The organism is Paraburkholderia dipogonis (assembly GCF_042680985.1).
Classification (GTDB): domain Bacteria; phylum Pseudomonadota; class Gammaproteobacteria; order Burkholderiales; family Burkholderiaceae; genus Paraburkholderia; species Paraburkholderia phytofirmans.
In genome coordinates this window covers 292,471-307,845 of sequence record NZ_JBHUFR010000008.1, presented here as the reverse complement: position 1 = coordinate 307,845, position 15,375 = coordinate 292,471, and the positions used below count along the sequence as shown (strand labels likewise).

Annotated in this window: 12 protein-coding genes; 5 read left to right on the top strand and 7 right to left on the bottom strand. The window is 63.1% G+C overall.

Going from position 1 to position 15,375, the window contains the following annotated elements:
* Positions 1–77: 77 nt before the first annotated feature.
* Positions 78–2,051: a hybrid sensor histidine kinase/response regulator gene (locus tag ACFSNN_RS11360; protein ID WP_134456173.1), complete on the top strand. Its 1,974-nt coding sequence runs from the start codon at positions 78–80 to the stop codon at positions 2,049–2,051.
* A gap of 112 nt (positions 2,052–2,163) precedes the next feature.
* Here the strand turns inward: ACFSNN_RS11360 and mscL are convergent, their stop codons facing one another.
* The 4 genes from mscL to mfd all read right to left on the bottom strand — a co-directional run bounded on the left by mscL (position 2,164) and on the right by mfd (position 8,653).
* Complete coding sequence (gene mscL / locus ACFSNN_RS11355; RefSeq protein WP_134456172.1) at positions 2,164–2,610, bottom strand: large conductance mechanosensitive channel protein MscL; 447 nt, start codon at positions 2,608–2,610, stop codon at positions 2,164–2,166.
* Positions 2,611–2,699: 89 nt separating this feature from the next.
* Positions 2,700–3,734 carry a threonine/serine dehydratase gene (locus ACFSNN_RS11350; RefSeq protein ID WP_377779169.1) on the bottom strand — a complete coding sequence of 345 codons (1,035 nt, stop codon included), beginning with the start codon at positions 3,732–3,734 and terminating at the stop codon, positions 2,700–2,702.
* A 54-nt stretch (positions 3,735–3,788) separates the two neighbouring features.
* Positions 3,789–5,015 carry an acetylornithine deacetylase gene (argE, locus tag ACFSNN_RS11345; RefSeq protein ID WP_134456170.1) on the bottom strand — a complete coding sequence of 409 codons (1,227 nt, stop codon included), beginning with the start codon at positions 5,013–5,015 and terminating at the stop codon, positions 3,789–3,791.
* Positions 5,016–5,170: 155 nt separating this feature from the next.
* The gene (gene mfd / locus ACFSNN_RS11340) at positions 5,171–8,653 is read right to left on the bottom strand and encodes a transcription-repair coupling factor (RefSeq protein WP_134456169.1); all 3,483 of its coding nucleotides are present in this window, start codon (positions 8,651–8,653) and stop codon (positions 5,171–5,173) included.
* Between the two features lie 121 nt (positions 8,654–8,774).
* On the opposite strand from mfd, the gene ispD reads away from it, so the two are divergent.
* Both ispD and ispF read left to right on the top strand, forming a co-directional pair.
* Complete coding sequence (ispD, locus tag ACFSNN_RS11335) at positions 8,775–9,491, top strand: 2-C-methyl-D-erythritol 4-phosphate cytidylyltransferase (protein WP_106307548.1); 717 nt, start codon at positions 8,775–8,777, stop codon at positions 9,489–9,491.
* A 46-nt stretch (positions 9,492–9,537) separates the two neighbouring features.
* Positions 9,538–10,017: a 2-C-methyl-D-erythritol 2,4-cyclodiphosphate synthase gene (ispF, locus tag ACFSNN_RS11330; RefSeq protein WP_012432887.1), complete on the top strand. Its 480-nt coding sequence runs from the start codon at positions 9,538–9,540 to the stop codon at positions 10,015–10,017.
* 90 nt (positions 10,018–10,107) lie between these two features.
* Here ispF and ACFSNN_RS11325 read toward each other — a convergent pair whose 3' ends face one another.
* The 3 genes from ACFSNN_RS11325 to ompR all read right to left on the bottom strand — a co-directional run bounded on the left by ACFSNN_RS11325 (position 10,108) and on the right by ompR (position 12,944).
* On the bottom strand, positions 10,108–10,656 hold the full coding sequence (locus ACFSNN_RS11325; RefSeq protein WP_134456168.1) for a peroxiredoxin: 549 nt from the start codon (positions 10,654–10,656) through the stop codon (positions 10,108–10,110).
* A 159-nt stretch (positions 10,657–10,815) separates the two neighbouring features.
* The gene (locus ACFSNN_RS11320; RefSeq protein ID WP_007182020.1) at positions 10,816–12,165 is read right to left on the bottom strand and encodes an ATP-binding protein; all 1,350 of its coding nucleotides are present in this window, start codon (positions 12,163–12,165) and stop codon (positions 10,816–10,818) included.
* Between the two features lie 44 nt (positions 12,166–12,209).
* The gene (gene ompR, locus ACFSNN_RS11315; protein WP_006048917.1) at positions 12,210–12,944 is read right to left on the bottom strand and encodes an osmolarity response regulator transcription factor OmpR; all 735 of its coding nucleotides are present in this window, start codon (positions 12,942–12,944) and stop codon (positions 12,210–12,212) included.
* A 229-nt stretch (positions 12,945–13,173) separates the two neighbouring features.
* Between ompR and ACFSNN_RS11310 the strand changes: the two genes are divergently transcribed.
* Together ACFSNN_RS11310 and ACFSNN_RS11305 are read left to right on the top strand one after the other, a co-directional pair.
* Entirely contained in the window at positions 13,174–13,503 is a 330-nt protein-coding gene (locus tag ACFSNN_RS11310) for a hypothetical protein (protein ID WP_377765430.1), read from the top strand.
* Positions 13,504–13,684: 181 nt separating this feature from the next.
* Positions 13,685–15,307 (top strand): DUF1800 domain-containing protein, encoded by a 1,623-nt coding sequence (locus tag ACFSNN_RS11305; protein ID WP_134458866.1) that lies wholly within the window; start codon positions 13,685–13,687, stop codon positions 15,305–15,307.
* Positions 15,308–15,375: the final 68 nt, after the last annotated feature.

The window sequence follows — 15,375 nt, the reverse complement described above, 5'->3', positions numbered from 1 at the left end:
AGGTTCGCATGAAGCCGGCCGAAAGCCGCTCGTGACAAGATAGACCACTTGTTGACCCTAGCCAGAGAAGACTCCGCATGACCGACGAAGTGTCCACGCAGCCCGCCGCCTACGTGCTGGTCGTCGATGACGACGAAGGCATCCTGCGGCTCGCGCGCAAGTCGCTCGAGCGCGCCGGCTGCCGGGTCGCGATCTGCGCCAGCGTCGAAGCGGCTCGTGAACGGCTCGCGGGCGGCGGTCCCGACCTGCTGGTGCTCGACTACCAACTGAGCGGGCCCGAGACCGGCCTGGACTTCTTTCGCCGTCTGCGCGCGGAAGGCGTGCGGATTCCCGCCATCCTCGTGACGGGCTTTACCGACGAATCGCGTGTTATCGAAGCGCTGCGCGCGGGCGTGTCCGATGTCGTGCCAAAATCCGGCGATTACCTCGATTACCTGCCCGAAGCCGTCGAACGGGTGCTCTCGCAAGTGCGCCTGCAGCGTGCGTCTGACGAAGCCTTGCTGCTGCGCGATCGCGAGCAGCATTACCGCACCTTGTCCGAGGCGCTGCCGCACCTCGTCATGACCTGCAACGCCACAGGCGACTGCGATTTTCTGTCCAAGCAGTGGTACGACTACACGGGCCTCGCTGAAAGCTGTTCGTACGGCCTCGCCTGGCTCGACGCCGTGCATCCGGACGACCGCGAAAAGATTCGACGAAGCTGGCTAAAAACGGTGTCGGGCGACGCCGGCGACTACCGGCAGGAGTTGCGGATTCGCCGTCACGACAGCGAATACCGCTGGTTCGACTTGCGCGTGGTGGCGATGCGCGACGCCGAAGGCAACGTCAGCAAATGGTTCGGCAGTTGCACGGACATTCATTCGCAGCGCGAGGCGATCGAGGAACGTGAACGGCTGCTGGCGTCGGAGCAGGCCGCCCGCCAGACCGCCGAAGAAGCCAATCGCGCCAAAGACCGCTTTCTGGCCATGCTGTCGCACGAATTGCGCACGCCGCTCACGCCGGTGCTGGCCGGCGCCAGCGTGCTGGAAATGATTCCGGGTCTGCCCGATCAGGCGCGGGCAAGCGTGCGCATGATCCGCCGTAACGTCGAACTCGAAGCGCGGCTGATCGACGACCTGCTCGATCTCACGCGCGTGGCGAACGGCAAGCTGCGGCTGTCGCTGGAAACCGTCGACGTGCACGACGTGATCGACAGCGTGCTCGAACTGTTTCGCAGCGAGATTCAGGTCAAGCAGCAGGACGTGCACGTCCATAAGGACGCGCAGCATCATTACGTGCTGGCCGATCGCGCGCGGCTGCAGCAAATGCTGTGGAACCTGATTCGCAACGCCGCCAAGTTCACGCCAGATGGCGGCCATATTTATGTGCGCACGCGCGACGAACGCATGCACGTGCAGATATCGGTCGAAGATACGGGGATCGGCATCGAGCCGGACCAGATCGGCAAACTCTTCAACGCGTTCGAGCAGGGCAACCAGAACATGACGCGGCAGTTCGGCGGCCTCGGCCTCGGACTCGCGATCACGAAGGCGTTGACCGACGTGCATGGCGGCACGGTGACCGCGCAGAGTCCGGGTGCGCACTGCGGCGCGACCTTCGCGATCACCTTGCCGACGGCTGCGGCGCCGGAGGTGACTTCACCGGTCGTGGTGCCCGACGAAGTGCATTCGGGCGGTCTGCTGAACATCCTGCTGATCGAAGATCATGTGGACACCGCCGAAGTCATGGAGCAACTGATTCGCAGCCTCGGCCATGAAGTCACGACGGTGGGCCGGGTCGACGATGCATTGGCCGCGACCCAATCGCAGACCTTCGATCTGATCGTCAGCGACGTAGGATTGCCCGATGGCACCGGTCTCGACTTCATCAAGGCGTTCCGCGAGCACTCGGACGCGCCTGCGGTCGCGCTGACGGGCTTCGGCACCGACGAAGACGTGCGTCGTTGCCTGAGCGCCGGTTTTACCTCGCATCTGACCAAGCCGGTCAACTTCAGCCAGCTCGAGGCGATGATCGAAGGCGCGGTGACTCTGAAGGAGCAGCGGGACGCGTGAGTGTTTAGGCCGCCCGCATCGGGGCCATGAAAGTAAGCAAAAGGCCTGTTGCGACTTTAATCGCAACAGGCCTTTTTATTGACGAATGACTCCGGCCGATACGCCGGAATAGTTAACGCGGTGAGTTCTTCAACGAATCGCGGATTTCACGCAGCAGCAGCACGTCTTCCGGCGTCGGCGGCGGTTCTGCCGGCGCTGCCTCGGCCGGTTTGCGCAGATTGTTGATGAACTTGACCATCAGGAAAATGATGAACGCGAGAATCAGGAAGTTGATCAGCACGGTAATGAACGAGCCGTAGCCGAACACGGCAACGCCCGCCGTTTGCAAGTCTTTATACGACTCGGGGCTGCCCTTGAAAGTAGGCGGAATGGGACCGAGGCGAACGAACTTGTTGGAGAAATCGAGGCCGCCGGTGGCGAGCCCGACAACCGGCATGATCAGGTCTTTAACAATTGAATTGACGATGGTGGAGAACGCGCCGCCGATAATCACACCGACCGCCAGATCCATCACGTTGCCCTTGAGGGCAAATTCCTTGAATTCCTTGACCATGCTCATAGAGGTTCCTCCCAGAAGTCGATGTTCGAATGATACCAACCTAAGAAGGATAGGCTAGTCTTTTGGCCAGGAACGCGAGCTTTGTTTCGTTATTGAGGAAACTGTGACTCGCTATGCCGCGCGCGTTCGATATGCGCGGCAAATGTGACCGGGTCGGTATTGGTGCCGCACAGCAGAACGCCGACGCGCTTGCCTTGCAACTGTTCACGCAGCGGGCCGAGCAAACCCGCGGTAGCCGCGGCGCAGGCCGGTTCGACAGCGAGCTTCAGTTGTCCGAACAAGGTCAGCATGGCCGCGCGCAACTGGTCGTCGGACACGGTGACGAGCTGATCGATATGACGGCGGCACAATTCGTAGCTGTATTGCTCGGTATGCGGCGACATGAGCGAGTCGGCAATGCCGTGCATCTGGCGCATCTTGACCGTGTGATTGGCGGCGAAACTCTTGCCCATCACGTCCGCGCCTTCGGGTTCCACGCCATACACGTGCACGTTCGGATTCGCGAGCCGCATGGCGGTCGCGACACCCGCCGCGAGGCCGCCGCCGCCGATCGGCAAGATCACCGCTTCGATATCCGGTGTTTGCGTGGCCCACTCGTAGCCGAGCGTGGCCGAACCCAGCACCGTGCGATAGCCGTTGAACGGATGCACGAAATAGCGGCCTTCTTCGGCCTCGATCCGGCGCACCAGTTCGAATGCTTCGGCAATGTCTTGCGCGAACACGATCTCGGCGCGATATTGCCGGCACAGCGCCACCCGCGCCGGATTGGCCGCGTGAAACAGCACGACCTTGGCGCTGATGCCAAGGCGCATGGCCGCATACGCGACCGCCACCGCATGATTGCCGCCCGACACGCACGTGACGCCCGCGCTGCGCTGCGCTTCGTCGAGTGCGAGCAGGTTGGTGAACGCGCCGCGCGCCTTGAAGCTGCCACCCTCCTGCAATAGCTCGAACTTGAAGTTCACCACCGTGCCTTCCAGCGATGGAAAGTCCACCCGGTCGAACACCGGCGTTCGCGCCACCCACGGCGTCAACGCAAAGTGCTGTGCGGCGATGTCGTCGAGCGTGGGGATCGGCTCGCCGTCGATCGTATGGTCGGTGTGTTGCGGCGTGGCGGTGGACATGGCGTCGGCGTGCCTGGGTTGGTGTGGGTAAGATTCTTTCTACATGTGACAGTTTCAGTGCGCGTGCGCGTCGACCGACATGCTGCGAATGAATTTCTGCAGGAAGCGCTCGCACGCCACCAGTTGATCCAGCGCGACGAATTCGTTGGGCTTGTGCGCCTGCTGAATGTCGCCGGGGCCGCAGACGATGCTCGGAATGCCCGCCAGCGAGAACAGGCCGGCTTCCGTGCCATAGGCAACCTTGCGCTTGTCCTGGTCGGCGGTCAACGCGCGCACCAGTTGCGTGATGGCCGCTTGTTCAGACGAATCGAGTCCGGGCGCCGCGGCGATCTTCGTGATCTCGATCGCCGCCGATGGATGCTCGCGCAACATTTTCGGCAGCAGCGTTTCGCGAGCGTATTGATCGATGCGCGCGAAGATCGGGTCGGGGTCGAGCGTGGGCAGGTTGCGGAATTCGAACTGGAATTTGCATTCGGCCGGCACGGTGTTGATCGCGTTGCCGCCGACGATCGTGCTGGTTTGCGCGGTGGTGAAGGGCACGTCGTACAGTTCGTCGAACGGGCCTTGCTCGCGGAACTGGTCGGCCATGTCGCGGATGTAGCAGATCAGGCGCGCGGCGTATTCGATCGCGTTCAAACCCTTCGGCGTAAGCGACGAATGCGCTGCCTGACCGCGCACGCAGCACTGGTAGGCATTGATGCCCTTGTGCGCCACGATAGGCCGCATGCTGGTCGGTTCGCCGACGATGCAGCCATCCGGTTTCACGCCGCGCTTCATCAGGTCGGCGATCAGGAGCGGCGCGCCGGCGCAGCCCACTTCTTCGTCGAACGACAGCGCAAAGTGGATCGGTTTGGCGAGTTTGGTGCGTTGCATCTCCGGCACGAGCGTCAGCGCCGCGCCGATGAAGCCTTTCATGTCACAGGTGCCGCGGCCGTACAGCTTGTCGCCGCGAATCTCCGGCTTGAACGGATCGCTGTCCCATTGCTGGCCGTCTACGGGCACCACGTCGGTGTGGCCCGAGAGCACCACGCCGCCGTTCGTTTCGCCGTTGTGCGCGGGAATCGTCGCGAACAGGTTGGCCCATTTGCCGCTTTCGTCGTGCGTGAGCGTGGCCTCGACGCCGACCGCGCGCAATTCGTCGCGCACGGTTTCGATCAGGCCGAGATTCGGATTGCGGCTGACCGTGTCCATCGACACGAGACGGGTGACCCACGGGAGCGAAACGGGAGAAGACGAGGTGGACTGCGGCGTGGACTGCGCTGTTTCAGCGACATGGGACATGACAAGACTCCGGCATTTGAGTCTTTCGATCATACCCAAAAAAAAGACGCCCGTATGCTGCGGTGCGTGTTTGCGCACCGCAGCATGAATGGGAAAAACGCTACACGTACCCCGGTTTTCGACGCTGCGCCAGCGCGGCGGCGTAGCGCACGAACTCAGCGCGCCACCGCGCTCGTCGCCGTGCCGCGACTCGGCGTGCCGAGCGCGCGCAAGGTTTCCTTGACCGTCGCGACACGCACCGCGAGATCGGGGCTGCGCGTTTCGATACGCAGCTTGTCCTGGCCCGCGAGCTTGATGTGCTTGTGTTTCTGCACCATCTCGATGATCCGCATCGCGTCGATCGGCGGGTTGGGGATGAACTGCAAGCCGATCACCGCTTCGCCGGCATCGATCTTCGAAATGCCTAGCGGCTTCGCCGCCAGCCGCAGACGATGCGTCTCCACTAGCGCATGCGCTTGCGGCGGCAACTTGCCGAAGCGGTCGATCAGTTCTTCCTGAATGCCGTCGATCGAATCGTTGTGTTCGCAATTAGCCAGCCGCTTGTAGAGCGACAGACGCTCCTGCACGTCGCCGCAATAGTCGGCGGGGAGAATCGCCGGCGCGTGCAGATTGATCTCGGTGGTCGCGGCGAGCGGCGCGGTGAGGTCCGGCTCCTTGCCTTCCTTGAGCGCCTTCACCGCGTCGTTCAGCATGTCGGTGTAGAGCTGGAAGCCGATCTCGTGAATCTCACCGGATTGTTTGTCGCCGAGCACTTCGCCCGTGCCGCGAATTTCGAGGTCGTGCATCGCCAGATAGAAGCCCGAACCGAGTTCTTCCATCTGCTGGATTGCTTCGAGGCGGCGTTGCGCCTGTTTGGTCAGTCCTTGCGGATCGTGCACCAGCAGATACGAATACGCCTGGTGATGCGAACGGCCCACACGGCCGCGCAACTGATGCAATTGCGCGAGACCGAACTTGTCCGCGCGATGAATCAGGATCGTGTTGGCGCTCGGCACGTCGATGCCGGTTTCGATAATCGTCGTGCACAGCAACACATTGGCGCGTTGTGCGACGAAGTCGCGCATTACGCGTTCTAGTTCACGTTCATGCATCTGTCCATGCGCGACCGCGATGCGCGCTTCGGGCACCAGCGCTTCGAGCATCTGCCGGCGATTCTCGATCGTCTCGACTTCGTTGTGCAGGAAGTAGACCTGGCCGCCACGCTTCAACTCGCGCAGCATGGCTTCGCGAATCACGCTGTCTTCCTCGCGGCGCACGAAGGTCTTGATCGCGAGGCGCTTTTGCGGCGCGGTGGCGATCACGGAGAAATCGCGCAGGCCTTCGAGCGCCATGCCGAGCGTACGTGGGATCGGCGTGGCGGTCAGCGTGAGCACATCCACTTCGGCGCGCAAGGCCTTCAGCGCCTCCTTCTGACGCACGCCGAAGCGATGCTCCTCGTCGATGATCACGAGCCCCAGCCGCTTGAACTGCACGTCGGACGAGAGCAGCTTGTGCGTGCCGATCACGATATCAACCGTGCCTTCGTTGATCTGCTGGATCGCCGCGCTCACTTCCTTGGTGGATTTGAAGCGCGAGAGTTCGGCGATCCGCACAGGCCAGTCGGAGAAGCGGTCGCTGAAGGTTTGCGTGTGCTGTTCGGCGAGCAGCGTGGTCGGCGAGAGCAGGGCGACCTGCTTGCCGCCCATCACCGCGATGAACGCCGCACGCAGTGCAACTTCCGTTTTGCCGAAGCCGACGTCGCCGCACACGAGGCGATCCATCGGCTTGCCGCTCGTCATGTCGCCGATCACGGCGGCGATCGCCGCGGCCTGGTCCGGCGTTTCCTCGAAGCCGAAGCTCTCCGCGAACTTCACGTAGTCCTTGGGTTCGAGCGGGAACGCATGGCCTTCGCGTGCCGCGCGGCGCGCGTAGAGATTGAGCAGTTCGGCCGCGGTATCGCGGATCTGCTGCGCGGCCTTGCGCTTGGCTTTTTCCCACTGGCCGGAGCCGAGCGAGTGCAGCGGCGCGCTTTCCGGATCGGCGCCGCTGTAGCGCGAGATCACGTGCAGTTGCGCGACGGGCACGTACAACTTGCTGTCGCCCGCGTATTCGAGGTGCAGGAACTCGGTCTCGCCTTCGCCGAGATCCATGGTGACGAGTCCCATATAGCGGCCGATGCCGTGCTGCGAATGCACGACCGGATCGCCTACTTTCAGCTCGGAGAGGTCGCGCACCATCGAATCGACGTTGCTCGCCTGTTCCTGACGGCGGCGTCCCGCGCGACGCGCGAGCGGACCGTACAGCTCGGTCTCGGTGATGATCGCGATGCCGTCGACCGGCACGGCAAAACCGTTGGCGAGCGGCGCGACGCCCAATGAAAAGCGCTCGTCGCTCGTAAGCCAGTCCTGGAAGCTGTCGCTCGATACCGGCCGCAGATGATTGTCGGCGAGCAACTGCAACAGCGTTTCGCGCCGGCCCGCGGATTCGGCGGCGAACAGCACGCGGTTCGGCGTGGTGTCGAGATACGTGCGCAGGGCCGCGACGGGATCTTCCGCATGACGGTCGATCGCGAGATTCGGCAACGGCGTCGACCAGCCGCCGCCGGCGTTCGCAGGCAGCGAGAGCCGCGCGAAGGGCTTGGCGAGCGTGAAGAAATCCTCGTCCGAGAGGAACAGACGCTGCGGCTCCAGAATCGGCCGGTCGCGGTCGTGCGAGAGGAAGTTGTAGCGCTGCTTCGTGTCGTTGGTAAAGCGCCGGATCGCCGCGTCGAGATCGCCGACGAACGCCAGTTGCGCGCCTTCGGGCAGGTAGTGGAACAGCGTGGCCGTGTCTTCGAAGAACAGCGGCAGATAGTATTCGATCCCCGCCGACGGTACGCTGTTGCCGATGTCCTTGTAGATCGCCGCGCGGCTCGGATCGCCCTCGAAGGTCTCGCGCCAGCGGCTGCGGAAAGCGGTGCGGGCGGCTTCGTCGAATGGAAATTCGCGCCCGGGCAGCAGGCGCACGTCTTTCACCGGGTACAGGCTGCGCTGGGTGTCAGGGTCGAACGCGCGGATCGAGTCGACCTGATCGTCGAACAGGTCGATCCGGTAGGGCAAGGGCGAGCCCATCGGATAAAGGTCGAGCAGCGAACCGCGCACGCAGTATTCGCCCGGACGCACCACCTGGCTCACGTGTTCGTAGCCAGCCAGCGTCAACTGCGCCTTGAATCTGGCCTCGTCGAGCCGCTCGCCTTGCGCGAAGGAAAACGTGTAGGCCGCGAGGAACGAGGCGGGCGGCATGCGGTACAGCGCCGTGGTGGCGGGCACCAGCAGAATGTCGCAGCGGCCTTCGCCGAGATCGTGCAGCGTGGCGAGACGTTCCGAGACCAGATCCTGATGCGGTGAAAAGGTATCGTAAGGAAGCGTTTCCCAGTCAGGCAGCAGACGCACGCGCGCTTCGGGCGCGAAAAAGCCGATTTCCTGCGCCAGACGCTGCGCATCGACGGCGCTTTCGCACACGACCGCGAGCAGCGGCACCTTCTCGCGATAGGCGAGATGGTAGCGGGCGATCAGCAGCGCGTCGGACGAACCGTGCGTGCCGTCGAAGGCGAAACGCTGGCCGGCCTTGACGAGCGCGACGGGCGGAGAGTACTGCGATGATGCGGCGATGTCTGGCATAGAAGAGAAAAAGCGGCCTCAGGCTCACACGTGAGCGGCAAGTTTACGCGTGTCGGGGCGTGGATGCGAAGGACCTATTATAAAATCCGTCCTTTACTTTGACTTCGCGGCATCCGCACTCGTGACTTCCCGTCTATTTGCCCTGATTCCGTGCGCTGGCACCGGCAGCCGTTCCGGCGCCGCGATGCCCAAACAATATCGCACCGTCGCCGGCCGCGACATGTTGCATTACTCGCTGGCGGCGTTCGACGCCTGCAGCGAGTTTGCGCAAACCCTCGTCGTGATCGCTCCTGACGACGCCCACTTCGACGGCCGCCGCTTCGGCGGCTTGCGTTTCGCCGTGCGCCGCAGCGGCGGGGCCTCGCGTCAGGCGTCGGTGCTCAACGGCCTGCACGCGCTCGCCGAGTTCGGCGCGCGTGACGACGACTGGGTGCTGGTGCACGACGCGGCGCGCCCCGGCATCACGCCCGCGCTGATCCGCACGCTGGTCGGCGCGCTGAAGGACGACCCGGTGGGCGGCATCATGGCCTTGCCCGTGGCGGACACGCTGAAGCGGATCGACGCGACGTCATCCGATGGCCGGATCGCCCGCACCGAGGCGCGCGACGGCTTGTGGCAGGCGCAGACGCCGCAGATGTTCCGCATCGGCATGCTGCGCGAGGCGATCCTGCGCGCGCAGGCCGACGGTCACGACCTGACGGACGAAGCGAGCGCGATCGAGTGGCTGGGCCACGCGCCGAAGCTGGTGCAGGGCAGCTTGCGCAACTTCAAGGTGACGTATCCGGAAGACTTCGATCTGGCCGAGGCAATTCTGAGCCGGCCGGCGGCGGCGTCCTGACTGGACGATTTCAATTTTAATTAGCGGGCTTGAGGACTTGACGCATATGGATTTCAGAATTGGGCAAGGGTATGACGTGCATGCGCTGGTGCCGGGACGTCCGTTGATTATCGGCGGCGTGACGATTCCCTATGAGCGCGGTCTGCTCGGCCATTCGGACGCGGATGTGCTGTTGCACGCCATTACCGACGCCATTTTCGGCGCCGCCGCGATGGGCGATATCGGCCGGCATTTCTCCGACACCGATGCGAAGTTTGCCGGCGCGGACAGCCGCGTGTTGCTGCGTGAATGTTTCGCGCGCGTGAAAGCGGCGGGTTTTTCCATCGCCAATGTGGATAGCAGCGTGGTCGCGCAGGCGCCGAAGCTCGCGCCGCATATCGAGGGCATGCGCGCCAATATCGCCGCCGATCTCGGACTGCCGGTCGAGCGCGTCAACGTCAAAGCCAAGACCAATGAGAAGCTCGGTTATCTCGGCCGAGGCGAGGGTATCGAAGCTCAGGCCGCGGTTCTGCTGATCAAGAACTGAGCCTGGGTTCACAAGACGCGCGCAGCGGCGGGCGTTTTGTCGTCGCGCCGCGCGCATTCAAGCCAGACGGAGCCTTTTGACAGGCACCGCTCAGAGCGTGGCGCCGCCGATTGGGCGGTTGCAGGCACACTGCTCGTCCGTTTGCAGGGCGTCCAGAATACGCAGCACCTCTTCCGGATTGCGGCCGACGTTCAGGTTGTTCACGGACACATGCTGGATCGTGTTGTCCGGATCGATGATAAAGGTGGCGCGCAACGCGACACCCGCTTCCTGGTCACGCACGCCGAGCTGGTCGATCAGCTCGCCCTTCACGTCGCCGAAGGCATAGTGATTGAGCTTGTTCAGGTCCTTGTGCTCGCGGCGCCACGCCAGCTTCACGAATTCGTTGTCGACGCTGCCGCCCATCAACACCGCGTCGCGTTCTTCGAAATCCCTGGCCAGCTTGCCGAACTCGACGATCTCCGTCGGACACAGGAACGAGAAATCCTTCGGGTAGAAATAGATAATCTTCCATTTGCCCGGAAACGACTGCTCCGTGATCTCTTCGAATGCCGAAATGCCGTTCTCTTCATGATGGTTGAAGCCCGGCTTCGCGGCAGTGACGGTGAACGCTTCAACTTTATCGCCGACAGTTTTCATGAGAGTGCTCCTTCGTGCGTCGGAAAATAGCATGGTTAAAGCGACCAACTCGTCGCAACGAACCCGTTATACGTTATCTGTCTCGCCTCTATTGGGTGATTCGATCGATAGCCGTTGACGCGGCAAACTCGCACGAAGGGCGGATGACCGCTGTTCCGTTCAGACGCCCTTGGCAAGCGGAAATTCGATGGTGACCTCGAGACCCGGTCCAGGCGTGCGATTGCGCAAGCGCAGCGCGCCGCGGTAACGGCCGACGAGGCGCTGGACGATGGCCATGCCAAGGCCTGTGCCGTTCGCCTGAGTGCGCGCCGAATTCACACGATAGAACGGCCGTGTGACGAGCGCCAACTGGTCTTCCGGAATGCCGGGGCCTTCGTCGACCACCGAGAGCTCGACTCGCGAGTGCGACACCCGCGTTTCCAGAATCACATGCGGAATGCCGTCGCCGTCGCTCAGGCCATACTTGCGCGCGTTTTCCAGCAGATTGCCGACTACCCGGCGCATGTCGGTCTCATCCGCCTCGATCACCGCCGACGGCGCGAGCCGCGTGATCAGGCGCATGCTGTCTTCGCTCTGCATGCGCGCGGCCAACTCGCCCGCGATCACGGACAGGTCGACAGGCTCCGGCACGCGCTGCACCGGCCGCGCGTAATCGAGGAACCGGCCGATGATCATGTCCATCTGCTCGATGTCGTCGACCATCGCATCTTTGGTGGCCTGGTCGGACGGGCTCATTTCGGTTTCAAGCCGCAAGCGCGCGAGCGGCGTGCGCAGATCGTGCGAGATGCCCGCGAGCATCAGCGCGCGGTCGGCCTCGAGCTGTTCGAGATCCTGCACCATCTGGTTGAAACTGCGATTGGTTTCCGCGGCCACGCCCATGCCGCGCTCGGGCAGCGGCTCGGGCGACTGGCCTGAGCCGACCTTGCGCGCGGCCATGGCGAGGCGCGCGAACGGACGGTTCACGAGACTCGTGATGAAGGCCGCGCCGAACAGCGAGAGCGCCAGCGCGAACACGCCCCAGCCGGCCCATTGCAAACCGGTGGCGTTGTCGAGCTGATCGCGGTCGAGCGCGACCCAGTAGTCGTCGTCGTCGATCTTGAAGCTGATCCACACGCCGGGGATGTCGTTCACGCTTTGCGCGATGACGGTGTCGTCGCCGAGGCGCCCGCGTATGTCGTGTTCGATCAGCCGATTCAGCGACTCGTCGGGCTGGAGCTTGTACTTGTCGGTGGTTTCGCGCGGATACACGCGCACCCCCTCATTGCTTTCCAGATCCTGCAGCAGGGCGCGCCGCAGGTCGGGATCGGAATAGAGGAGTGCGGTGCGTGTGAGCTTCACGATGGCGACGAGCTGCAACGCCACGCGCTGCGCGCGCGGCTCGCGTTCGATCACCCGGAAGCTCTGGAACCACGCGGCGAGACTGACTGCGATCAACAGCGCGATCAACAGAAAGGTCCGCCAGAAAAGGCCGCCGAACGCGAGCGTCAGGAGGCGCCGGTCGATCCGCATGGGCCCTTCTTATCTGAAATCAAAAACTGGAGGCGAGAACAAACTCAGGCTGCACCGTCGGGGATGAACACGTAGCCCAGACCCCAGACGGTCTGGATGAAACGCGGGCTGCCCGGATCGGGTTCGATCAGCTTGCGCAGACGCGAAATCTGCACGTCGAGACTGCGGTCGAACACTTCGTACTCACGGCCGCGTGCGAGCTCCATCAGCTTTTCACGCGACAGCGGCTGGCGCGGATGACGCGCGAACACCTTGAGCACCGAGAACTCGCCCGTGGTGAGCGGAATTTCCTGGCCGGCCTTGGTGAGCGTGCGGGTGGCGAGATTCAGCGCGAACTCGCCGAACTCGAACACCTCGGTGGTTTCGGACGGCGCGCCCGGCAACTCCGACGGCGACTGGCGGCGCAGCACCGCGTGGATGCGCGCGACCAGCTCGCGCGGGTTGAACGGCTTGGGCAGATAGTCGTCGGCGCCCATTTCCAGACCGACGATCCGGTCGACGTCTTCACCCTTGGCCGTCAGCATGATGATCGGCGTACGGTCGTTGCTCCCGCGCAGGCGGCGGCAGATCGACAAACCGTCTTCGCCCGGCAGCATCAGATCGAGCACCAGCAGGTCGAAGCGCTCACGCACCCAGAGCTTGTTCATGGACGGCGCGTTCTCGGCGACATAGACGTTGAAGCCCTGTTCACCGAGGTAGCGGCGCAGCAGATCGCGCAGGCGCGGATCGTCATCGACGACGAGGATTTTCGAAGGGTTTTTGGTTTCCATGGTCGGCATCTTAGCGCGATTAGAAAGTGGTGCGCGTTTGCATCAATTAACGGGTTACAGTCAGTTACAAAATTTACCCGCACTGTGGCACGACGTAAAGCGGGGGCAGGTAGACTCCTTTACTGAATGCGGCTGTTCGGTGGATACTTCACACGACTAAAACTCTCGCACCCGGCTCGTTACCGGGGTTTGTATACGCATTTGAGGTAGCCGGTTGCCGCGCCACGAAGGGAACAACATGAAGGGAGGGGTTTGGCCGAATGTGCGCCTAAGCGTGATTGCACTGGCGGTAGCCGGTACGCTTGCAGGCTCACTAGGACCAACGCTCGCGCATGCCCAGCCTTCCGCCGACAGAGCTGCGAGCGAGCGCGGCGTGCACGCGCCCAGGCAGGGCAGGGCCAACCGCCACGACCCGAACACCGACCACCCCGCATCAGACGTCATGTTGCGCACCGCAGTTCCCCCCGATCTTGATCAACGCCGTCGCGATGGTCACATGACACCCGACGAACGGCGTCTGTTGCGGCAGCATATCGAAGATGCTGTCCGCGAACTCTATAAGCGGTAGCTATTATCGTGCCAGCCCTCGGCACGCGTTTCACGTTTCTCGCCTGCGTGAAAGAATTCGTTGCACTTCTCCTGTCCACGTCCCCATTCGATCCGCCGTTGAGTCGTCAGAGCGAAGCGCGTGTTGCAATCACGGCACGCGCCAATGCCCCCTCCATCAGATCGCGCCAACCTTGATGACGATGATGAAATTGCACACGCGTGGTAGTTGTGGCCGCAAGTTTGTAGCATTGGCGATTGCCCTGGCGGTCGTGACGTTGGGTGGGCCGGCCGCCGCAGTGCAATCCGGCGCGGTTCATGTTCCGCACGTCAAGCACGCTGAGCATGCCGCTTCGGAGCGTGATCAGAGCATCCTCGATGCCGACGATGCGCGTTTTTTCCTGACGCGCGTCGGCTTCGCGCCGGATAGCGCCGAGCTCGCGCAATACATTGGACTCACGCGAGCGCAGGCCGTCGATAAAGTGCTCGCGAGCGCTCGGACCGAGGCGGTCACGCCCCTGCCCGACTGGGTGCTCGAACCGATTCCGACTCGCGAAACGAAGAAGACGTGGACCGACGATCAACGGCGCGACGAGCAGCGACTGCGCGCGCAGCGTTACGAATTATTACGCTCATGGTGGGTGCGCGAGATGTTGACCACGCCGTCGCCGCTCACCGAGCGCATGACGCTGTTCTGGCATAACCACTTCACCTCGGGTCAGGACAAGGTGCCGTATCCGCAGCAGATGGCACTGCAGAACATGCTGTTGAGGCGCGACGCGCTCGGCAATTTCGGCGAGCTGTTGCACGACGTCGCGAAAGATCCGGCGATGCTGCAATACCTCGACGGCGCAAGCAATCGCAAGGGCAAGCCCAACGAAAATTTCGCCCGTGAAGTGATGGAACTCTTCACGCTCGGTGAAGGGCACTACACGCAGCGCGACGTGTCGGAGGCCGCGCGCGCATATACGGGTTGGAGCCTCGATCCGGACACGCAGGCCTACGTGTGGCGCGCCAACCAGCACGACGACGGCGAGAGGACGGTGCTCGGCGAGACAGGGGCGTTCGACGGCGATCAGGTGCTCGATATCCTGCTCGCGCGGCCCGAAACGGCCACTTTTGTGACGAGCAAGCTGTGGCGCGAATTCGTCTCGGATACGCCGGACCTTGCTCGCATCGAACCGATCGCGGCGCGCTTTCGCGCGAGCCACTACGATATCAAGGTCGCGTTGCGCGGCGTCTTCCTGAGCGACGCGTTCTGGGACGACGGCAATCGCGGCGTCCTCGTGAAGTCGCCGGCGGAGTTCGTGGCCGGCACGCTGCGCGCGTTCGACATCGGCTATGACAACACGGCGCCGTTTGCCTCGCAAATCCGCACGCTCGGCGAGAACCTGTTCTATCCGCCGAACGTCAAAGGGTGGCCGGGCGGCACGACATGGATCAACAGTTCCACGCTGCTCGCCCGCAAGCAATTCGTCGAGCAACTGTTTCGCGCGACCGAGGCCGCCGGTCCGCGGCGCATGACCAATCCGATGAACGCAAATGTCGCGGCGAGTGGCACGATGCCCGAGATGCAGACGGCTCCCACGCTGCAACGCACGATGACCCGAGCCGCTCAACGTGGCCAAGGTGGCGTACGCTTCGACATCGAGACATGGCTCGCGCACTACAACACCGCGCCGACCGCGAGACCGGGGTTGTCGGCCGAATTGCAGTTGCAGCATGCGGTCCTGCCGCTCACGCCGGTCGACGCGATCGAAACCGGTGCGACCGCGAGTGCGTATCTGGAAGCATTGCTGATGGACCCGGCGTATCAATTGAAGTGAGCCGCTGAAATAAGCACGCGCCGCGCAGCTAAAAAGAATATGTCTGTCGACGGCGATACGACTCGCGC